Here is a 20,481-nt window from a genome sequence, read left to right as displayed (position 1 = left end):
TCGTGCCGGGCGAGGTCGCGTCGCTCTCAGGCGACGCACTCGCGCCCGCCACCGCATCCGATCCCGCGGCGTCCGGCGGCGGGGAGGCGGTGGTGGCGCGGGTGATGCTCGAGTCGCCCCTGCCCCAGCTCGATCGGCTGTTCGACTACCTGGTGCCACCGGCTCTGGTTCCGGACGCGCACCCCGGCGTTCGGGTCAAGGTGCCCTTGCGCTCGGCCGGCCGAACCGCTCGTGGCTACATCATCGAGCTGGTCTCGAGCGCCGGATACTCCGGCACCCTCAGCGAGCTCAGCGAGGTCGTGTCGCCCCTGCCGGTACTCACCCCCGAGGTGTGGGCTCTGGTGCGGCGCCTGGCCGACCGCGCCGCGGGCAGCGCCTGCGACATCGTGCGCCTCGCCGTGCCTCCGCGCTTCGTTCGTGTGGAGAGATTCTTCGTGGCCGCCCAGGCCGCCCGTGCCGCCGCCGCGAGCACAGCCGATCCAGGTCGCACGAATGTCACTTCGTTCGCCCAGGAAGACACGGTTGCGCACCCTGACGTGCTCGAGACCCGGGGCACGTGGGCGCTCACCGGGTACTCGGGCGGGGATGCCGCGCATCTTGCGGCGCCGGGTGCGCGGAGCGCCATCGACGCGATCGCCACCGTGGCCGCCGTGGGGGAGCACACGGTGGGGCACTGGGCGCTCACCATCGCCGAGCTGGCCACATCCGTGCACCGGGGTGGCGAGTCGGTGATCGTCGCCGTGCCCGACTACCGCGACCAGGCCTCGCTCGAGCACGCCCTCGAGCACCTGGGCGCGGGCGACGCCGTCGTGCGACTGGATGCCCGTCAGGCGCGCAACGAGCGCTATGCCAATTTCCTCACCGCGCTCGACGGCACACCCCACATCGTGGTGGGCAACCGCTCGAGCATCTACGCCCCGGTGGCGAAGCTCGGCCAGATCGTCGTCTGGGACGAGGGCGACCCCCTCCTGGCCGAACCCCTCGCCCCGTACGTGCACGTGCGCGATGCCGCGCTGGTGCGCCAGGAGCAGTCGGGGGCGCGCCTGGCGTTCGTGTCGCACTCGCGGAGCACCGAGGTTCAGCGGCTCGTCGACCTGGGGTTCCTGCATCCGGTGTTCCCGGCTCCGCGATACCTGCCGCGGGTGGTGCCGACGGCCGAGCAGGACGACCCGGATGCGCCCCAGAACGCCGCGCGCATCCCCACCGCCGCGTGGTCCATCGCCCGCAGAGCGCTCGAAGACGGGCCCGTGCTGGTGCAGGTGGCACGGCCCGGGTACGCGCCCGTTCTGGCCTGCCAGACCTGCGGCACACCCGCATCCTGCACCGTCTGCGGCGGCCCGCTTCATGTACGTCGCGCCGGGGAGCGGCCGTCGTGCACCCTGTGCGGCGCGATCGCCGCCAACTGGCACTGCTCGCACTGCGCGGGCACGACGTTCCGCTTCGCGTCGATCGGTGCCGGGCGCACGGCCGACGAACTGGGCCGCGCTTTTCCGGGAGTGCGTGTGGTCGTCTCCGACGGCGAACGCAACCTGCAGGAGATCGACGGCCGCCCCGCGCTCGTCGTCGCGACCCGGGGCGCAGAACCCATCGCCGCGGGGGGCTACCGCGCCGTGCTGCTTCTCGACGGCCCTCGGATGCTCGCCCGCGAGTCCCTCCGCGTCGCGGAGGACTGCCTCCGCTGGTGGTCGAACGCCATCGCGCTCTCGGCACCCCGCGCGACCAACGTGCTCGTCGGGGTCGGTGGAGAGCTCGCGAAGAGCCTCGTCACCTGGCAGCAGGAGGCCGTGGCCGAAGACGAGCTCGCCGACCGGCGGCGGCTGCGCTTCCCGCCCGCCGTACGCATCGCCACGCTCACCGGCACCCCGGCGACTGTGGATTCGGCCCTGAAAGACCTGAAGGCGCTTCTGACCCCGGCCGAGTGGGCGAAGATGGATACCCTGGGTCCGGTGCCGACCGACGACGGAGCCGTGCGGGCGATCGTGCGGTTCGACTACGCGATCGGTGCCGCGGTATCGCGTCACCTGCGGGCTCTCGTGGTGAAGAACGCCACCACCAGGAGGTCGAAGGCGGGGAGCCCGCCCGGTTACCGCCCCCCACCGACCCTTCGCGTGCGGTTCGACGATTCGGAGATCATGGAATGAAGCTCGTCTTCGCGGGTACCCCGCAGGTGGCGGTGCCGAGCCTCACGGCTCTCGCGCCGGCGCACGAGATCGCGGCGGTGATCACGCGGGTCGACGCTCCGCAGGGGCGCAAGCGCGTGCTCACCCCGTCTCCGGTGGCGGATGCGGCTGAGCAGCTCGGTCTGGCCGTCATCAAGGCGAACCGGCTCGACGACGCGGTGACCGCGGAGGTGGCGGCTCTCGAGGCCGACCTCGGCGTGATCGTGGCCTACGGCGGGCTCGTGAAGGAGCCGCTGCTCAGCACCCCGCGACTCGGCTGGATCAACCTGCACTTCTCGCTCCTGCCGCGCTGGCGCGGCGCCGCCCCCGTGCAGTGGAGCGTCATCGCGGGCGACACCGAATCGGGCGCGGCCGTGTTCCAGCTCGTGCCGGCGCTCGACGCCGGCGACATCTGGGCGATGTCGAGCACGCCGATCGGAGCGAACGAGACATCCGGCAACCTGCTCGAACGGCTCTCGCACTCGGGTGCACGGCTTCTCGCCGACACGGTCGAGGGGATCGGCACGGGCACTCTGAGCGCCCAGCCGCAGAGCGGTGAGGTCACTCTCGCTCCGAAACTGGGTATCGAGGATGCCCGGCTCGACTTCCACGAGCCGGTCGAGGTGGTCTATCGACGGCTCCGCGGGGTCACCCCGGAGCCGGGCGGTTTCACCGAGATCGACGGGGCACGGCTCAAGGTGCTCGATGCGGTTCCGGCACGTGACCGGGCGCGGCTCGAACCGGGGGTGCTGCTCGCCGACGCGGGCCGGGTGTACGCCGGCACGGCGAGCGCTCCGCTCGAGTTGCTGAGGGTGCAGCCGGCGGGCAAGAAGGCTATGCCGGCCGCCGACTGGTGGCGTGGCACAGGCGTGGAGAGGATGACGGCACGATGACGGGTGACCGCAACAGGGACGGCGTTTCGAGTGGCGCGGGTCGAGCGGGCGCGGGCCGCGGCGGCTCCGGCCGTGCCGCCTCAGGCCGCCGCGGCCCCGACCGCCGAAAGCCCGCCACCCCCTCGCCCAAGCCGAGCGAGGTGCAGCCCGCCCGCCGCATCGCCCTCGAGGTGATCACCGCTGTGCGCGTCGACGACGCCTACGCCAACCTCCTGCTGCCCGCCAAGATCGCCGAGGCACGTCTCGACAGCGCCGACGCAGGCTTGGCCACCGAGCTCACCTACGGAACGCTCCGGATGCGCGGCTACTACGACCGCGTGATCGAACTCGCCTCGGGCCGACCGACCGCGGAGATCGACGGCGCCGTTCTCGATGTGCTCGAACTCGGCTGCCACCAGTTGCTCTCGATGCGGGTGGCGACCCACGCGGCCGTGAACGAGTCGGTCGAGCTCGCGCGGCAGACGGCATCCCGATCGTCGACCGGGTTCGTGAACGGGGTGCTGCGGGCCATCACCCGCACCCCGCCAGCGGAGTGGCTCGATCGTGCCATGGAGTCGGCCGGCGACGACGACGAGCGTCTCGCCGTGGCCGCCTCGCACCCGGCGTGGGTCATCCGGGCGTTCCGCCGAGCCCTCGTGGCCGACGGCGTGCCCGCCGACGACGTGGCCTTCCAGCTCGACGAGCTGCTCGAGGCCGACAACACACCGGCCCGGATCAGCCTGGCGGCCCTGCCGGGACTGATCGATCGTGACGACGTGGGTGACGGCACCGAGCCGGCCGCGCTGTCACCGATCGGCCTCCTCGCGCCGACGGGCGACCCCGCATCGATCCCGGCCGTGCACGACGGTGTCGCGCGGGTGCAGGACGAAGGCTCGCAGCTCGCCGCCCTCGCCCTGACCCGGGCTCGACCCGTGCAGGCGGGGGAGCGCTGGCTCGATCTCTGCGCGGGCCCCGGTGGCAAGACGGCGGTGCTCGCCGCTGAGGCCCGCCTCGGCGGTGCCGTGGTGACGGCCAACGAACCGGTGCCGGCCCGTGCGGGCCTCGTGCGCCGTGCGGTGTCGGCCATCCCCGACGCCCCCGAGGTATGGGAGCGCGACGGCACCACGATCGGCTCGACCGAGCCCGAGTCGTTCGATCGCATCCTCGTCGACGCCCCCTGCACCGGCCTCGGTGCACTCCGCCGTCGCCCGGAGGCGCGCTGGCGCAAGTCGCCGGCCGACGTCGCCGACCTCGTGGCCCTGCAGCAGCGCCTCATCGACTCCGCCGTCGAGGCGCTGAAGCCGGGCGGCCTGCTCGCGTACGTGACCTGCTCGCCCCACGTGGCCGAGACCCGCGGCCAGGTGCAGGGCGCCCTGCGCCGCTGGCAGGGCAGCCTCGAGCAGCTCGACACCCAGCACGTGCTCCGCACGCTCACCGACGACCCGATCACCCTGGGGGCCCCGGATGCGGCCGTGCAGCTCTGGCCGCACCGCAACACCACCGACGCCATGTTCATCGCCCTCTTCCAGAAGCTCTGATGCGCTGATGTCAGCGATATCCGCGAGGGGATCGAGCGATATCGGCGGGTGGATCGAGCACCGGCGAGGCGACGGGGAGCTCGTGGGGTGGATGCGGCCCGAGGGTGACGGGTTCGTTCCCGTCGATCTGCTGGGGCGAGACGTGGCGGGTGAGGTGGAGTGGCTCGTGGCCGAAGAACTGCTCGACGAACTCGGCATCGGGTATCTCGCCGATCCGTACGGGCTCACCCTTCCCGAGGCGCGAGAGGGGCAGCCGCCGCTCCGGGTGCGGATCATCGAAGTGAGCACCCGGCGCATCCGAGTGAAGAAGGACGACTTCGGGGCGATCGATGCGGCGCTGCTCGAGTACACGCTGGAGTGGCCAATGCCACCCGAGCTGCGTCCGCTCACCGTGCAGGAAGTGCGCGACGGATTCGTGACCGGTGATGCCGACGGCCCTTTCGGCTCCGGCCCCGCCCGATAGGGTCGTCTCGTGGCCGTACGCATCAACCCCAGCATCCTCTCCGCCGACTTCGCCAATCTCGAGACCGAGTTCGGGCGCATCGCCAACGCCGACCTGGCTCATGTCGACGTGATGGACAACCACTTCGTGCCGAACCTCACGCTCGGCCTGCCCGTGGTGGCCCGGCTTCAGGAGATCTCCCCGATCCCGCTCGACGTGCACCTCATGATCGACGACCCCGACCGCTGGGCCCCCGCCTATGCCGAGACCGGCGCCTACTCGGTCACGTTCCACGCCGAGGCCGCCGCCGATCCCGTCAAGGTCGCCCGCAGCCTGCGCGAACGCGGCGCCCGCGCGGGGATCGCGCTGAAGCCCGGCACGTCCGCCGAGCCGTTCCTCGAACTGCTGCCCGAGTTCGACATGGTGCTCGTGATGACCGTCGAGCCCGGATTCGGCGGCCAGTCGTTCATGTCGTCGACGATGCCGAAGTTGAACACGCTGAGCAGCGCGGTGCGCGCATCCGGTCTCGACGTCTGGCTGCAGGTCGACGGCGGCATCAACGACGACACCATCGCGATCGCAGCGGATGCGGGCGCCGACACCTTCGTGGCCGGCTCCAGCGTGTTCGGCGCCGAGAGCGCCTCCGCCCAGATCGAGAAGCTGCGCGCCCTCGCCGGCGAACACACCCACTGATCCCGACCGGTACCCTTGACCTGTGAAGACTTTCGACGAGCTGTTCCTCGAGCTCTCCGCCAAGGCGGCCGAACGACCCGAAGGCTCGGGCACCGTTCGTGAACTGGACGCCGGCGTGCACGCCATCGGCAAGAAGATCGTCGAGGAGGCCGCCGAAGTCTGGATGGCTGCGGAGTACGAGAGCGACGACAACCTCGCCGAGGAGATGTCGCAGCTGCTCTACCACCTGCAGGTGATGATGCTCGCGAAGGGCCTGGCCCCGGCCGACCTGTACCGACATCTGTAACGATCTGAGCACTCACCCCACCGACTCCTTCACCCATCCGAAAGACCCTCATGCTCAAGATCGCGGTGCCCAACAAGGGCTCCCTCTCCGAAACCGCCGCCCAGATGCTCGCCGAGGCGGGCTACCAGGGCCGCCGTGACTCGCGCGAGCTGGTCGTGCTCGACCCCCGCAACGAGGTCGAGTTCTTCTACCTGCGTCCTCGCGACATCGCCACGTACGTCGGCTCCGGCGCCCTCGATGTGGGCATCACCGGCCGCGACCTGCTGCTCGACTCCGAGTCGCCCGCGAGCGAGGTGGCGGCACTCGACTTCGGCGGGTCCACGTTCCGTTTCGCGCGCCCCGAAGGCACCGACATCGAACTCGAGAGCCTGCAGGGCGCTCGCGTGGCCACCAGCTATCCGGGGCTCGTGGGCGCGTTCCTCGCCGGCCACGGCATCACCGCCACCCTCATCCGCCTCGACGGCGCCGTCGAATCGGCTGTGCGCCTCGGCGTCGCGGATGCCGTGGCCGACGTCGTCTCCACCGGCTCCACCCTGCGCAAGGCGGGCCTAGAGATCTTCGGCCCCATCATCCTCGAATCCACCGCGGTGCTCATCAGCTCCGGCACCACGCACCCGGGGGCGGAGACGCTGCTGCGCCGCCTGCAGGGCGTTCTGGTGGCCCGTCAGTACGTGCTGATGGACTACGACGTGCCGATCACCCACCTCGACGAGGCCTGCGCGCTCACGCCCGGCATCGAGTCGCCCACGATCTCTCCGCTGCACGACGCCGAGTGGGTCGCCGTGCGCGCCATGGTGCCGAAGCACGACACCAACCTCGTGATGGACCGCCTGTACGCCGTGGGTGCCCGCGCGATCCTCGTCTCGCCGATCCACGCCGCGAGGATCTGATGGCTCTCGCGGTTCGCGTGATCCCGTGTCTCGACGTGGCCGCGGGCCGCGTGGTCAAGGGCGTCAACTTCCAGAACCTGCGGGATGCCGGCGACCCGGTCGAGCTCGCAGCGCTCTACTCCGCCCAGGGCGCCGACGAGATCACGTTCCTCGACGTCACCGCCACGGTGGACGCCCGGGCCACGATGTACGACGTGGTGCGGCAGACCGCCGAGCAGGTCTTCATCCCGCTCACGGTGGGCGGGGGAGTGCGCTCCACGGATGACGTCGCGCGGCTCCAGGCGTCCGGCGCCGACAAGGTGGGCGTCAACAGTGCCGCCATCGCGCGCCCCGAGCTGCTCAGTGAGATCGCCGATCGCTTCGGGGCGCAGGTGCTCGTGCTCTCGCTCGATGTGAAGCGGTCGCCGGCCACGGCATCCGGTTTCGTGGTCACCACGCACGGCGGCCGCACCGAGACACAGCTCGATGCGCTCGACTGGGCCCGCGAGGCCATCGAGCGTGGTGCAGGTGAGCTGCTGGTGAACTCGATCGACGCCGACGGCACGAAAGACGGCTTCGACCTCGAGCTCGTGGGCCTCATGCGCGAGCTCAGCTCGGTGCCGGTGATCGCCTCGGGCGGCGCCGGCAAGGTCGAGCATTTCGGCCAGGCCATCAAGGCCGGTGCGGATGCCGTGCTCGCCGCGAGCGTGTTCCACCTGCGCGAGATGACGGTGGGCGACGTGAAAGACGAACTGAAGAAGGAAGGGGTGCTCGTTCGATGACCGACGACACCGCACGGGTCACCGACGTCGCCGCGATCCTCGATCGCGTGACCTTCGACGACAAGGGACTCCTGCCTGCCATCATCCAGCAGTGGGACTCGAAGGAGGTGCTGATGCTCGGTTACATGAACGCGGAGGCGCTCCGCCGCACGCTCACCGAGGGTCGCGTCACCTTCTGGTCGCGGTCGCGCCAGGAGTTCTGGCGCAAGGGCGACACCTCCGGCCACGCCCAGTTCGTGAAGGGCGCCGCGCTCGACTGCGACGCCGACACCCTGCTGGTCGAGGTCGACCAGATCGGCGTCGCGTGCCACACGGGCGCCCGCCGCTGCTTCGACGTCGACCCGCTGCAGCCGGTGGTGGGCTCATGACCGCATCGACGGCCTCGACCACCCGCGACGAGTTCGACCAGGTGCACGGCACCCACCGGGTCATCCCGGTGATCCGCGAGCTGTTCGCCGACGGCGAGACGCCGGTGGGCATCTACCGCAAGCTCGCCGACGGCCGGCCCGGCACGTTCCTGCTCGAGTCGGCGGAGCAGGGCGGTATCTGGTCGCGCTTCTCGTTCATCGGCGTCTCGAGCTTCGGCCTGCTCACCGAGCACGACGACCGCGCGCACTGGCTCGACCTCGGCCTGCCCGTCGAGCGTGCCTTCCCCGGTGGGCTGCCCGAAGGGCCGCTCGACGCCGTCAGCGCGCTCTACGACCATTGGAAGACTCCTGCGGTCGCGTCGCATCCTCCCCTCACCGGTGGCCTCGTGGGCTTCATCGGCTGGGAGACGGTTCGGCAGATCGAACGGCTGCCCCACCGCCCACCCGCCGACTACCGGATGCCCAGCCAGGGCTTGTCGTTCGTCTCCGAGCTGGTCGTGGTCGACCACGACTTCGGCACCGTGCAGCTGATCGTCACCGCCCTCGCCGACGGGCAGAGCACTGCGGATGCCGCGTGGGAGCACGCCCAGGGCCGGCTCGACGCCATCCAGGCCGCTCTTGCCGCACCGAGCGAGGCGTGGCTCGCCACCGCCGACTTCTCGCTGGCCGAGACTCCTCGGCACCGCACCGAGCAGAGCGACTTCCTCGCCGCGATCGACGTGGCCAAGGAGCACATCCGCGAGGGCGACATCTTCCAGGTCGTGATCGCGCAGCGCTTCGAGCTCGACTGCGCCGCGCATCCGCTCGACGTCTACCGGGTGCTGCGCACGCTCAACCCGAGCCCGTACATGTACCTGCTCACCTTGGTCGACGCCGATGGCACGCCCTACGAGATCGTCGGTTCGAGCCCCGAAGCGCTCGTGAAGGTGCAACGCGGCCGCGCGTTCACGCACCCCATCGCGGGCTCCCGGCCGCGCGGCGCGGGACCCCAGGAAGACCTCGAGCTCGAGCACGAGCTGCTGGCCGACCACAAGGAGAAGGCCGAGCACCTGATGCTGGTCGATCTCGCCCGCAACGACCTGCTGAAGGTGTGCCAGGCGGATTCGGTGGAGGTCACCGAGTTCATGCGGGTGGAGCGGTTCAGCCACATCATGCACATCGTGTCGTCCGTCGAGGGCGCGTTGCGCGACGGAGTCGACGCGATCGACGTGTTCCGGGCCACCTTCCCGGCCGGCACGCTGTCGGGCGCACCGAAACCGCGCGCTCTCGAGATCATCGACGCGCTCGAGCCCTCCCAGCGAGGCGTCTACGGCGGCGTGGTGGGCTACTTCGGGTTCGGGGGCGACGCCGACCTGGCCATCGCCATCCGCACCGCCACCATCCGCGACGGTGTCGCGCGCGTGCAGGCCGGCGGCGGTCTGGTGGCCGATTCCGACCCGATGAGCGAGTTCCGCGAGTCGCAGAACAAAGCGGCCGCTCCGTTGCGCGCGGTCGCCGTGGCGAACGCGATGACGAGAGTGCGCTGATGTCCGGCCGCCGCGTGAAGTTCCTCACCATCGTCGTGGTGCTGCTCGCGAGCGCGCTCACCTTCCTCGCCTGGTCGCAGTCGTGGGGAAGTCTCTCGATCGTGGGCGACTCGAGTGTCGCGCTCACCCTCGACGTGCCCGGCTCCGCTGCCGCGCCGGCGCTGTCGGCGCTGGCTCTCGCGGGTCTTGCGTTGGCGGGGGCGCTGGCGATCGCCGGTCCGGTGATCCGCATCGTGCTCGGCGCGCTCGAGGTGCTGCTCGGGGCGAGTGTTCTGTGGTCGGCGATCGGCGCGCTGACCGATCCCGTCGCCACCGGGGCATCCGTCGTCACCACCAGCACCGGTGTGGCGGGCCTCGCCTCGATCCGGGAACTGGTCACCGCGGGCCCGGCGAGCATCTGGCCCGCGCTGACCGTGGTGTTCGGCGCCGTCATGGTGCTGGCCGGCCTGGTGATCATCATCACCGTGCGCCGTTGGCCCGCCGCGAGCCGCAGATACCAGGCCGTCACCTACGAGTCGGCCGACGGCACGCGTAGCGGCGATCTCGGCGACTTCTTCGACGAGAGTGACGAGTCGTTCCCGGCCGGTGGCGCGACGGATGCCGCCCATGCCCCGTTGCCGGCCATCAACGCGCGCGACGCCGCCGTCGACGACTGGGACAGCATGACCCGCGGAACAGACCCGACGACCGACCCCGGGTCGGGCTCGCCGCGCTGATCCCGATAGACTTCTGACGACCCCTTTGAGACAGGAAGAGATCGATGAGCCACGAAGAGGAAGAAATCGGCGAGGGCCACTCGCTCGCAGCTTGGACCACCGTTGTGGTGTCGCTCCTCGGCATCGCCATCGGCACGGTCGCGTTCTTCTTCGCCATCGAGTGGCTCGTGTGGATGGGCGCGGCCATCATGCTCCTCGGCTTCCTCATCGGCTTCATCCTGTCGAAGGCCGGCTACGGCGTGAACGGTTCGAAGTCGCTGCAGAAGGAGCACTGATCCGGTGCTCGCCGAACTCGTAGCCGGAGCGCTCGAGGACGCGGCGGAGCGGCAGACCGAACGGAGTCTCTCCGCGGTCGAGACGGATGCGTTGGCCCAGAGCCCCGCACTCGATGCCCTGTCGTTCCTCGCACCCGCCGAGCAGCTCAAGATCATCGCCGAGGTGAAGCGGGCGAGCCCCTCGAGGGGTTCCCTCGCCGCGATCGCCGATCCCGCCGACCTCGCCTCGCGCTATGCCGCGGGCGGTGCCGGTGCCATCAGCGTGCTCACCGAGGGCCGCAAGTTCCTCGGTTCGCTCGCCGATCTCGAGGCCGTGCGGGCGGCCGTCTCCGTCCCCGTGCTGCGCAAAGACTTCATCGCCACGGAGTACCAGGTGCTCGAGGCGCGTGCCGCAGGGGCCGACCTCGTGCTGCTGATCGTGGCCGCGCTCGATCAGCCCACACTGGTGCGGCTGCACGAGTTCATCGTGCAGCTCGGTATGACTCCGCTGGTCGAGACCCACGACTCCACCGAGGTCTCCCGCTCCGTCGACCTGGGAGCCCGGCTGGTGGGCGTGAACGCCCGCAACCTGAGCACCTTCGAGCTCGATCCCGATCTGTTCGGCCGTCTGGCCGATCGCATCCCCGAGGGCACCATCAAGGTGGCCGAATCCGCCGTCAAGACCGTCTCGGATGTCGCGCACTACCGCTCAGCGGGCGCCGACGTCGTGCTGGTCGGCGAAGCCCTCGTCACGGGCGACGACCCGGTGACGACACTGAAGGAGTTCCTCTCCGTATGACCACATCACTCCGCGACGAAGCCGGGCCGTTCTTCGGCGAGTTCGGCGGCCGCTTCATGCCCGAGTCGCTGATCGCCGCGCTCGACGAGCTCGACGAGGCCTACCAGCTGGCCAAGCTCGACCCCGAGTTCCACCGCGAGCTCGCCGAGCTCGGCCGCAGCTACACCGGCCGGCCCTCGATCCTCACCGAGGTTCCACGGTTCGCCACGCACGCGGGTGGCGCGCGCATCATCCTGAAGCGCGAAGACCTCAACCACACCGGCTCGCACAAGATCAACAACGTGCTCGGGCAGGCGCTGCTCGCCAAGCGCATCGGCAAGCACCGGCTCATCGCCGAGACCGGCGCCGGCCAGCACGGCGTGGCCACGGCCACCGCCGCCGCGCTGTTCGGCATGGAGTGCGTCGTGTACATGGGCGAGGTCGACACCGAGCGCCAGGCGCTCAACGTGGCCCGCATGCGTCTGCTCGGCGCCGAGGTCATCCCGGTCACGAGTGGCACCCGCACGCTGAAAGACGCGCTCAACGAGGCGTTCCGCGACTGGGTGGCCAACGTCGAGAGCACGCACTACCTGCTCGGCACCGTCGCGGGGCCGCATCCGTTCCCCGTGATGGTGCGCGACTTCGTGAAGGTGATCGGCGAAGAGGCGCGCCAGCAGGTCATCGACCTCACCGGTTCGCTGCCGGATGCGGTCACCGCGTGCGTCGGCGGGGGCTCCAACGCCATCGGCATCTTCCACGCCTTCCTCGACGACACCTCGGTGGGCCTGTACGGCTACGAGGCGGCCGGCCACGGGGTCGACACCCTCGAGCACGCGGCCACCATCACCATGGGCCGCCCCGGGGTGCTGCACGGCTCGCGGAGTCTCATGCTGCAAGACGAAGACGGCCAGACCCTCGACTCCCACTCGATCTCGGCCGGTCTCGATTACCCCGGCGTCGGTCCTGAGCATGCCTGGCTCTCCTCGATCGGGCGAGCGAGCTACCGTCCGGTCACGGATGCCGCAGCCATGGCCGCGTTCCGCCTGCTCTGCACGACCGAGGGCATCATCCCCGCGATCGAGTCGGCGCACGCCTTGGCGGGCACCATCGAGCTGGGCAAGGAGCTCGGCCCCGACGCCACCATCCTGGTGTCGCTCTCCGGCCGCGGTGACAAAGACGTCGAGACCGCCGGCCGCTATTTCGACGTGCTCGACGAGCAGGGGAACGCCGTCCTATGACCTCCACCGTCCAGAATTCTCCTGTCGCGGGGGCCATCGCCGCCGCGAACACCCAGCGCGCGGGCGCCCTCGTGGGCTACCTGCCCGTGGGCTTCCCCACCCTCGACGAGAGCATCGACGCGGCGGTCGCGCTCGTCGAGAACGGCGTCGACGTGATCGAGCTCGGCCTGCCGTACTCCGACCCGGTGATGGACGGCCCGGTCATCCAGGCCGCCACCGTTCAGGCGCTGAAGAACGGCGTGCGACTGCACGACGCGTTCACCGCGGTGGAGCGCATCCGTTCGCGCGTCGATGCCCCCGTGCTGCTCATGACCTACTGGAACCCGGTGCTGCAGTACGGCATCGATCGTTTCGCCGATGACCTGGTGTCCGCCGGGGGCGCCGGACTCATCACACCCGACCTCACCGTCGACTCCGGTGCCGACTGGCTCGCCACGAGCGATCGAACCGGCCTCGACCGGGTCTTCCTCGCCGCCCCCACCTCCACCGACGAGCGCCTGAAGCTCGCCATCGACAGCAGCCGCGGCTTTGTCTACACCGTCTCCACCATGGGCATCACGGGTGCCCGAGCCGATCTGGATGCGGCCGCTCGCACTCTCGTGGGGCGGCTCCGGGCCCAGGGCGGTGAGAGCCTGTGCGTGGGCATCGGAATCTCCACCGCCGATCAGATCGCCGAGATCCTCTCCTACGCCGACGGTGCCATCGTGGGCTCGGCCCTCGTCAAGGCCCTCGCCGACGGAGGAGTCGACGCGGTCGGCCGCCTGGCCGCCGAACTCTCCGTAGGGGCCGGGCGGTAGCATCCGGATGCTCGTGCCGCTCAGCATCCCGAGCCCCGGCGCCGACTCCTTCGACCTCACCCAGTGGCTGGCCGGTCTCGGCCTCGACTTCTTCGGCCAGTGGAACCTGCCCATCCGGTTCTCGGTGCTCTGCATCGCGTTCGGCATCGTGCTCGCCACCTGGATGACGTCGCACCGCCTCACGAGACGCGGGGCCGAACCGGGGGTGGTGCTCGACGTGATCATCTGGGCGATCCCGCTGGGTTTCGTGGGAGCGCGGGTGTTCTTCGTGCTGACGCACGCCGGCGACTACTTCGGGCCGCGCGCCGATGCGAGCGCGATCTTCTCCCTGTCGCTGGCCGGGCTGTCGTTCGTGGGCGCCCTGATCGGAGGCGCCGTGGGGGCGCTGATCGGCTGCCGTCTGAGCGGCATCCGCTTCTGGACGTTCGCCGACGCCCTCGCACCCGCTCTGCTCGTGGCGCAGGCGGTGGGCCGGCTCGGCGACTACTTCGACGGAGTGCGCTTCGGCGTGCCCACGACGCTGCCGTGGGGCCTCGAGGTGCCGAGCAACAACCCCGCCTTCCCCGCTGGACTGGCCGACGGCACGCTCTTCCAACCGCTCTTCCTCTACAACGCGCTCTGGTGTCTGGCGGGCGCCGGCGTGCTGCTCCTCATCGAGCGGGCCTTCCATCTGCAGTGGGGGAGACTCTGGGGCGTCTCGCTCGTCTGGTTCGGTCTCGGCGTGGGTCCGTGGGCCGGATGGGCGCTGGTGGTGCTGGGTCTCGTCATCGTCGTCGTGCAGGCGCGGCGGCATCCCGGACTCGAACCCGGCCCCTATCGGCGGGGTGCGGAATGGGTTCCGCCATCCGCTGGGGTAGAATCGAGCGACCCGGTCCCGAGCGCCACAAGTGAAGTCGGAGCGACGTCCACGCCTGAGTAGGCACAGCATCCATACTCTCGCCGAAGACCACACACGGAGCGCGATGTCTCCGTAGCAATTACATGGGCCATCGGCGTCCCAGTTCCCTAAGAATCACGTAGAGGACGGTTCTCTCATGGCCGATCAGCCTGCACCCCACGGGTTTGCATTCAGCGCCCTCCCGGCTGCGCAAGGTCTGTACGACCCCGCCGCCGAGAAAGACGCGTGCGGCCTGGCGATGGTTGCGACGCTCCGTGGCACTGCCGGTCACGACATCATCGACACGGCACTCGGTGCCCTGCGCAACCTCGAGCACCGCGGCGCCATCGGCTCCGACGCGGGCACGGGCGACGGCGCGGGCATCCTGACGCAGATCCCGGATGCGTTCCTCCGCGCGGTCGCACCGGCCGAGCTGCCCCCGGTCGGCCGCTACGCCGTCGGCAACGCCTTCCTTCCCCTCGACGCCCGTGAGCGCCGCGAGGTCATGCGCCGCATCGCGACCCTGGCCGAGCAGGAAGACCTGACCATCCTCGGCTGGCGCGAGGTGCCCGTGCGCCCCGATGAGCTCGGCCGCCTCGCCCGCGACGCCATGCCGGCCATCTGGCAGCTCTTCGTGCAGAGCGCACGCACCACCGAGTCCGGTGCCACCCTGTCGGGCATCGCCCTCGACCGTCAGGCCTTCCGGCTGCGCAAGCGCGCCGAGCTGGAGCACAAGGTCTATTTCATGTCGCTCTCGTGCCGCACCCTCACCTACAAGGGCATGGTCACGACGCTGCAGCTGGAGCCCTTCTATCCCGACCTCTCCGACGAGCGGTTCGCGTCGAAGCTGGCCCTCGTGCACTCGCGCTACTCCACCAACACCTTCCCGTCGTGGCCGCTCGCGCAGCCGCTGCGCATGATGGCGCACAACGGCGAGATCAACACGGTGCAGGGCAACCGCAACTGGATGCGGGCACGCCAGTCTCAGCTCGAGAACGAGCTGCTCGGCGACCTGTCGCCGCTCTTCCCGATCGTCACACCCGGGCTCTCCGACTCCGGCTCGTTCGACGAGGTCGTGGAGCTGCTCACGCTCGCCGGCCGCTCGCTGCCGCACGCCATCATGATGATGGTGCCCGAGGCGTGGGAGAACCAGGCCGACTTCGAAGACGCCCGCCGCGCCTTCTACGAGTACCACTCCATGATGATGGAGCCGTGGGACGGCCCCGCCGCGCTGATCTTCACCGACGGCACGCTCGCGGGTGCCACACTCGACCGCAACGGTCTCCGCCCCGGCCGCTACCTCATCACGGATGACGGCCTCGTGGTGCTGGCGAGCGAGATCGGCGTGTTCCCGGATGTCGACCCCTCCCGTGTCGTGCGCAAGGGGCGCCTGCGCCCCGGCAAGATGTTCCTCGTCGACACGGCGGCCGGCCGGCTGATCGAAGACGACGAGATCAAGGCCGAGCTGGCCTCGGCGCAGCCGTACGCCCAGTGGCTCGACGAGGGCCGCATCAACCTGCGCGACCTCCCCGAGCGCGAGCACATCGTGCACACCCCTGCATCGGTCACGCGCCGTCAGCGCACCTTCGGCTACACCGAGGAGGAGGTGCGCATCCTGCTCACCCCCATGGCGAAGAACGCGGCCGAGCCGCTCGGCGCCATGGGCTCCGACACGCCCATCGCCATCCTCTCCGACCGCCCCCGGCTGCTCTTCGACTACTTCACGCAGCAGTTCGCGCAGGTCACGAACCCGCCGCTCGACTCCATCCGCGAAGAGGTCGTCACGAGCCTGCGCCTCGGGCTCGGTCCGGAGCGCAACCTGCTCGCGGCCACGCCGGAGCACACCCGTCAGGTCATCCTCGACTTCCCGGTGATCGACAACGACGAGCTCGCGAAGATCCAGCACATCGATCCGTCACCGGGCAGTCGTCTCACGACCACGATCAAGGGTCTCTACCGCGTCGACGACGGTCCCCGTGCCATGCAGGATCGCATCACCGCCATGTGCGCCGAAGCCGATGAGGCCATCGAGAACGGCGCCGCGTTCATCGTGCTCTCCGACCGGGACTCGAACAAAGACCTGGCCCCCGTGCCCTCGCTGCTGATGCTGGCCGGTGTGCACCACCACCTCATCCGCAAGCAGACCCGCATGAAGGTCGGCATGATCGTCGAGGCCGGCGATGTGCGCGAGGTGCACCACGTCGCGCTCCTCATCGGTTACGGCGCCTCCGCCGTGAACCCGTACCTCGCCATGGAGACTTGCGAGAACCTCGTGCGCTCCGGCGTCATCTCGGGGGTCACCCCCGAGAAGGCCGTGAAGAACGTCATCAAAGCGCTCGGCAAGGGCGTTCTGAAGATCATGTCGAAGATGGGCATCTCCACCGTGTCGTCCTACGCGGGGGCCCAGACCTTCGAGGCGGTCGGTCTGGCGCCCGACTTCGTGGAGAAGTACTTCACCGGCACCTCCTCGAAGCTCGGCGGCATCGGCATCGACGTGATCGCCTCGGAGAGCGCTGCGCGCCACCGGCTCGCCTACCCCGAAGACGGCGCGATCACGGCCCACGAGCCGCTCGCCGTGGGGGGCGAGTACCAGTGGCGCCGCGAAGGCCCTCCGCACCTCTTCAACCCCGACACGGTGTTCCGTCTGCAGCACGCCACGCGCGCCCGCCGCTACGACATCTTCCGCGAGTACACCAAGCTGGTCGACGACCAGGCCGAGAACCTCATGACGATGCGCGGCCTCTTCAAGTTCCGCACCGGCGTGCGCCCGGCGGTGCCGATCGACGAGGTGGAGTCCGTCGAGTCGATCGTGAAGCGCTTCTCCACGGGCGCGATGAGCTACGGCTCGATCTCGAAAGAGGCGCACGAGACGCTCGCGATCGCCATGAACCAGCTCGGCGGCAAGTCGAACACCGGTGAGGGCGGCGAAGACGTCGACCGCCTGCTCGACCCGCGGCGCCGCAGCGCGATCAAGCAGGTCGCATCCGGCCGGTTCGGCGTCACGAGCATGTACCTGACGCACGCCACCGACATCCAGATCAAGATGGCACAGGGCGCGAAGCCCGGCGAGGGCGGCCAGCTGCCGCCCACGAAGGTCTACCCGTGGGTGGCGCGCACCCGGCACGCCACCGCGGGTGTCGGCCTCATCTCGCCGCCGCCGCACCACGACATCTACTCGATCGAAGACCTCAAGCAGCTCATCTTCGACCTCAAACGGGCCAACCCGGATGCCCGGGTGCACGTCAAGCTCGTGAGCCAGAACGGCATCGGGGCGGTCGCCGCCGGTGTCACGAAGGCGCTGGCCGACGTGGTGCTCGTCTCCGGCCACGACGGCGGAACAGGTGCCAGCCCGCTCAACTCGCTGAAGCACGCCGGCACACCCTGGGAGATCGGTCTCGCCGAGACCCAGCAGACGCTCATGCTGAACGGCATGCGCGACCGCGTGGTGGTGCAGGTCGACGGACAGATGAAGACAGGCCGCGACGTGATCGTGGGCGCCCTTCTCGGTGCCGAGGAATTCGGTTTCGCGACGGCGCCGCTCGTGGTGGAGGGCTGCATCCTGATGCGCGTCTGCCACCTCGACACCTGCCCCGTGGGCGTCGCCACGCAGAACCCCGAGCTGAGGGCGCGGTTCTCCGGCAAGCCGGAGTTCGTGGTGAACTTCTTCGAGTTCCTGGCCCAGGAGGTTCGCGAGTACCTCGCAGAGCTCGGGTTCCGTTCGCTCGAGGAGGCCATCGGCCACAACGAGCTGCTCGACGTCAACGCGGCGATCGAGCACTGGAAGACCGATGGACTCGACCTGAGCCCGGTGCTGGTCGGCCCGCACTTCGAGGCCGACGAACCGCGCGCGAACCGCCGGAAGCAGGAGCACGAGCTCGACAAGCACTTCGACAACCGCCTCATCCACGAAGCGCGCACGGCTCTCGAGCACGGCGAGCCGGTGGCCATCACGTTGCCGATCCGCAACACCGAGCGCGCCGTGGGCACCATGCTCGGCCACGAGGTCACCAAGCGGCACGGCGAACAGGGCCTTCCTGACGGCACCATCCAGGTCACGCTGCTCGGCTCGGCCGGCCAGTCGCTCGGGGCGTTCCTGCCGTCAGGCATCACGCTGCGCCTCGAGGGCGACTCGAACGACTACGTGGGCAAGGGCCTCTCCGGTGGCCAGATCATCCTGCGGCCCGATCGCCACTCCGTCTTCCCGGCGGAGCGCAACGTCATCGCGGGCAACGTGATCGGCTACGGGGCCACCCGGGGCAGCATGTTCCTGCGCGGCATCGTGGGGGAGCGGTTCCTGGTGCGCAACTCCGGCGCCACGGCCGTCGTCGAGGGCGTGGGCGACCACGCACTCGAGTACATGACCGGTGGCCTCGCGCTCATCCTGGGTTCGACGGGCCGCAACCTCGGCGCGGGGATGTCGGGCGGCACCGCCTACATCCACGACCTGCACCCCGAGCGCGTGAACGCCGACTCGCTGAGCTCCGGTGAGCTCCAGCTGCTTCCGCTCGGCGGCGCCGACGTGGAGATCGTGCGCGATCTGCTGGAGCGGCACCAGTCCGAGACGGGTTCGCCGCTGGCGGCCCGGATGCTGGCCGATTTCGATACCACGATCGCCGCGTTCACGAAGGTGCTGCCGCGTGACTATGCCGCCGTGCTCGCCACCCGGCAGACGGCGGTCGAAGAAGGACTCGACCCCGATGGCGACATCGTGTGGGGACGTATTTTGGAGGTGACAGGTGGCTGATCCCAAGGGCTTCCTCAAGACACAGGAGCGCGAGCTCCCGGCCCGCCGGCCGGTTTCCGTGCGGCTCATGGACTGGAAAGAGGTCTACGAGCAGGGCGATGCCGCCACCACGCGGCGTCAGGCCGGTCGCTGCATGGACTGCGGCATCCCGTTCTGCCACCACGGCTGCCCGCTCGGCAACCTGATCCCCGAGTGGAACGACCTCACCTGGCGCGATGAAGGCCGTGCGGCCATCGAGCGGCTGCACGCCACGAACAACTTCCCCGAGTTCACGGGCCGGCTCTGCCCGGCACCGTGCGAGGCGTCGTGCGTGCTGGGCATCAACCAGCCGCCCGTCACCATCAAGCAGGTCGAGGTCTCGATCATCGACCAGGCGTTCGCCAACGGCTGGGTGCAGCCGCATCCGCCCGAGCGCCTCACCGGCAAGACGATCGCGGTCGTGGGTTCCGGCCCTGCAGGCCTTGCCGCCGCGCAGCAGCTCACCCGCGCGGGCCACACCGTCGCGGTCTACGAGCGCGACGACCGCATCGGCGGCCTGCTGCGCTACGGCATCCCCGACTTCAAGATGGAGAAGAAGCACCTCGAGGGCCGCATCAACCAGATGATGGCCGAGGGCACCCGCTTCCGTGCCGGCATCGAGATCGGTGTCGACGTCACCTGGGACGACCTGCGTGCCCGGTACGACGCCGTGATCGTCTGCACCGGATCGACGGTGCCGCGCGATCTGCCCATCCCGGGCCGCGACCTCGACGGCGTGCACTACGCCATGGAGTACCTCGTTCAGCAGAACAAGGTCGGTGCGGGCGACGACCTCCTCGGCCAGATCGACGCAGAGGGCAAGCACGTCGTCGTCCTCGGCGGCGGCGACACCGGAGCCGACTGCATCGGCACGGCCCACCGTCAGGGCGCCCTCTCGGTCACGAACCTCGCCATCGGCAAGCAGCCGCCGACGGAGCGCCCCGAGAACCAGCCGTGGCCGATGTTCCCCACGCTGTTCGAGGTGTCGAGCGCCCACGAGGAGGGCGGGGACCGCAAGTACCTGGCCTCCACCGTCGAGTTCCTCTCCAACGAGTCGGGAGAGGTGCGCGCCATCCGCGTGGCCGAGACCGAGTACCTCGACGGGCGCCGCGTCCCCAAGGCCGGCACCGAGCACGAGATCCCCGCCGACCTGGTACTGCTGGCACTCGGATTCACCGGAGCCGAGTCGGACGAGATCACCGAGCAGCTCGGCACGCAGTTCGACGGCCGCGGCAACGTGGAGCGCGACGGCGACTACCAGAGCACCATCCCCGGTGTCTTCGTGGCCGGCGATGCCGGTCGCGGTCAGTCGCTCATCGTCTGGGCGATCGCGGAAGGACGCGCCGCGGCCTCCGCGGTCGACCGCTACCTCGAGGGCACGACCGAGCTGCCGTTCCCGGTGAAGCCGACCGATCGCGCCATCTCGGTCTGATAGCCTCCCAGCCGGGCCGTCATCGACCTGAACAGACTCCAACACCACCACCACACCATGCGCCCCGGCGCAGATTTCGGAGCAGTACACAC

Annotated in this window: 18 protein-coding genes; all 18 read left to right on the top strand. The window is 69.9% G+C overall.

What is annotated here, in order from left to right; genetic code table 11:
• Positions 1-2 precede the first annotated feature (2 nt).
• The 18 genes from EPO52_RS16840 to EPO52_RS16755 all read left to right on the top strand — a co-directional run bounded on the left by EPO52_RS16840 (position 3) and on the right by EPO52_RS16755 (position 20,389).
• Positions 3-2,141: a primosomal protein N' gene (locus EPO52_RS16840; RefSeq protein ID WP_290808898.1), complete on the top strand. Its 2,139-nt coding sequence runs from the start codon at positions 3-5 to the stop codon at positions 2,139-2,141.
• Positions 2,138-3,052 carry a methionyl-tRNA formyltransferase gene (gene fmt, locus EPO52_RS16835; protein ID WP_290808896.1) on the top strand — a complete coding sequence of 305 codons (915 nt, stop codon included), beginning with the start codon at positions 2,138-2,140 and terminating at the stop codon, positions 3,050-3,052. Before EPO52_RS16840 ends, fmt begins: the two co-directional genes overlap by 4 nt.
• Positions 3,049-4,569 (top strand): transcription antitermination factor NusB, encoded by a 1,521-nt coding sequence (locus EPO52_RS16830; protein WP_290808894.1) that lies wholly within the window; start codon positions 3,049-3,051, stop codon positions 4,567-4,569. Before fmt ends, EPO52_RS16830 begins: the two co-directional genes overlap by 4 nt.
• A gap of 7 nt (positions 4,570-4,576) precedes the next feature.
• Positions 4,577-5,032: a hypothetical protein gene (locus EPO52_RS16825; RefSeq protein ID WP_290808892.1), complete on the top strand. Its 456-nt coding sequence runs from the start codon at positions 4,577-4,579 to the stop codon at positions 5,030-5,032.
• A gap of 9 nt (positions 5,033-5,041) precedes the next feature.
• Entirely contained in the window at positions 5,042-5,704 is a 663-nt protein-coding gene (rpe, locus tag EPO52_RS16820; protein ID WP_290808890.1) for a ribulose-phosphate 3-epimerase, read from the top strand.
• A 22-nt stretch (positions 5,705-5,726) separates the two neighbouring features.
• Positions 5,727-5,990, top strand: a complete 264-nt coding sequence (locus tag EPO52_RS16815; protein WP_290808888.1) for a phosphoribosyl-ATP diphosphatase — start codon at positions 5,727-5,729, stop codon at positions 5,988-5,990.
• Positions 5,991-6,040: 50 nt separating this feature from the next.
• Positions 6,041-6,880 (top strand): ATP phosphoribosyltransferase, encoded by an 840-nt coding sequence (gene hisG / locus EPO52_RS16810; RefSeq protein ID WP_290808886.1) that lies wholly within the window; start codon positions 6,041-6,043, stop codon positions 6,878-6,880.
• Complete coding sequence (hisF, locus tag EPO52_RS16805; protein ID WP_290808884.1) at positions 6,880-7,641, top strand: imidazole glycerol phosphate synthase subunit HisF; 762 nt, start codon at positions 6,880-6,882, stop codon at positions 7,639-7,641. The genes hisG and hisF overlap by 1 nt, the downstream gene beginning before the upstream one ends.
• A complete protein-coding gene (gene hisI / locus EPO52_RS16800) occupies positions 7,638-8,009 on the top strand; it encodes a phosphoribosyl-AMP cyclohydrolase (protein WP_290808882.1) in 372 nt (123 codons plus the stop codon). Before hisF ends, hisI begins: the two co-directional genes overlap by 4 nt.
• On the top strand, positions 8,006-9,535 hold the full coding sequence (locus EPO52_RS16795; RefSeq protein WP_290808880.1) for an anthranilate synthase component I: 1,530 nt from the start codon (positions 8,006-8,008) through the stop codon (positions 9,533-9,535). Before hisI ends, EPO52_RS16795 begins: the two co-directional genes overlap by 4 nt.
• Positions 9,535-10,251 carry a Trp biosynthesis-associated membrane protein gene (locus tag EPO52_RS16790; RefSeq protein ID WP_290808878.1) on the top strand — a complete coding sequence of 239 codons (717 nt, stop codon included), beginning with the start codon at positions 9,535-9,537 and terminating at the stop codon, positions 10,249-10,251. Before EPO52_RS16795 ends, EPO52_RS16790 begins: the two co-directional genes overlap by 1 nt.
• Positions 10,252-10,295: 44 nt before the next feature.
• On the top strand, positions 10,296-10,526 hold the full coding sequence (locus EPO52_RS16785; RefSeq protein WP_290808876.1) for a DUF6704 family protein: 231 nt from the start codon (positions 10,296-10,298) through the stop codon (positions 10,524-10,526).
• Positions 10,527-10,530: 4 nt separating this feature from the next.
• Positions 10,531-11,304 (top strand): indole-3-glycerol phosphate synthase TrpC, encoded by a 774-nt coding sequence (trpC, locus tag EPO52_RS16780; protein ID WP_290808874.1) that lies wholly within the window; start codon positions 10,531-10,533, stop codon positions 11,302-11,304.
• Positions 11,301-12,521 carry a tryptophan synthase subunit beta gene (gene trpB, locus EPO52_RS16775; RefSeq protein WP_290808872.1) on the top strand — a complete coding sequence of 407 codons (1,221 nt, stop codon included), beginning with the start codon at positions 11,301-11,303 and terminating at the stop codon, positions 12,519-12,521. The genes trpC and trpB overlap by 4 nt, the downstream gene beginning before the upstream one ends.
• Positions 12,518-13,318 (top strand): tryptophan synthase subunit alpha, encoded by an 801-nt coding sequence (gene trpA / locus EPO52_RS16770; RefSeq protein WP_290808870.1) that lies wholly within the window; start codon positions 12,518-12,520, stop codon positions 13,316-13,318. The genes trpB and trpA overlap by 4 nt, the downstream gene beginning before the upstream one ends.
• A 7-nt stretch (positions 13,319-13,325) precedes the next feature.
• Complete coding sequence (locus EPO52_RS16765) at positions 13,326-14,237, top strand: prolipoprotein diacylglyceryl transferase (RefSeq protein WP_290808868.1); 912 nt, start codon at positions 13,326-13,328, stop codon at positions 14,235-14,237.
• A 115-nt stretch (positions 14,238-14,352) separates the two neighbouring features.
• Positions 14,353-18,939, top strand: coding sequence for a glutamate synthase large subunit (gltB, locus tag EPO52_RS16760; protein WP_290808866.1), 4,587 nt, complete (start codon positions 14,353-14,355; stop codon positions 18,937-18,939).
• On the top strand, positions 18,932-20,389 hold the full coding sequence (locus tag EPO52_RS16755; RefSeq protein WP_290808864.1) for a glutamate synthase subunit beta: 1,458 nt from the start codon (positions 18,932-18,934) through the stop codon (positions 20,387-20,389). The genes gltB and EPO52_RS16755 overlap by 8 nt, the downstream gene beginning before the upstream one ends.
• Positions 20,390-20,481: the final 92 nt, after the last annotated feature.

The sequence above is a fragment of the Herbiconiux sp. genome (assembly GCF_004297105.1).
Classification (GTDB): Bacteria; Actinomycetota; Actinomycetes; order Actinomycetales; family Microbacteriaceae; genus Herbiconiux.
The sequence above is the reverse complement of the archived record's forward strand: the minus strand, read 5'-3'. Positions and strand labels throughout refer to the sequence as shown.

Coding starts and splice junctions, on each gene's coding strand:
- fmt (WP_290808896.1), top strand. CDS start 2,138: ATGAAGCTCGTCTTCGCGGGTACCCCGCAGGTGGCGGTGCCGAGCCTC.
- EPO52_RS16830 (WP_290808894.1), top strand. CDS start 3,049: ATGACGGGTGACCGCAACAGGGACGGCGTTTCGAGTGGCGCGGGTCGA.
- EPO52_RS16825 (WP_290808892.1), top strand. CDS start 4,577: ATGTCAGCGATATCCGCGAGGGGATCGAGCGATATCGGCGGGTGGATC.
- hisG (WP_290808886.1), top strand. CDS start 6,041: ATGCTCAAGATCGCGGTGCCCAACAAGGGCTCCCTCTCCGAAACCGCC.
- hisF (WP_290808884.1), top strand. CDS start 6,880: ATGGCTCTCGCGGTTCGCGTGATCCCGTGTCTCGACGTGGCCGCGGGC.
- hisI (WP_290808882.1), top strand. CDS start 7,638: ATGACCGACGACACCGCACGGGTCACCGACGTCGCCGCGATCCTCGAT.
- EPO52_RS16795 (WP_290808880.1), top strand. CDS start 8,006: ATGACCGCATCGACGGCCTCGACCACCCGCGACGAGTTCGACCAGGTG.
- EPO52_RS16790 (WP_290808878.1), top strand. CDS start 9,535: ATGTCCGGCCGCCGCGTGAAGTTCCTCACCATCGTCGTGGTGCTGCTC.
- EPO52_RS16785 (WP_290808876.1), top strand. CDS start 10,296: ATGAGCCACGAAGAGGAAGAAATCGGCGAGGGCCACTCGCTCGCAGCT.
- trpB (WP_290808872.1), top strand. CDS start 11,301: ATGACCACATCACTCCGCGACGAAGCCGGGCCGTTCTTCGGCGAGTTC.
- trpA (WP_290808870.1), top strand. CDS start 12,518: ATGACCTCCACCGTCCAGAATTCTCCTGTCGCGGGGGCCATCGCCGCC.
- EPO52_RS16765 (WP_290808868.1), top strand. CDS start 13,326: ATGCTCGTGCCGCTCAGCATCCCGAGCCCCGGCGCCGACTCCTTCGAC.
- gltB (WP_290808866.1), top strand. CDS start 14,353: ATGGCCGATCAGCCTGCACCCCACGGGTTTGCATTCAGCGCCCTCCCG.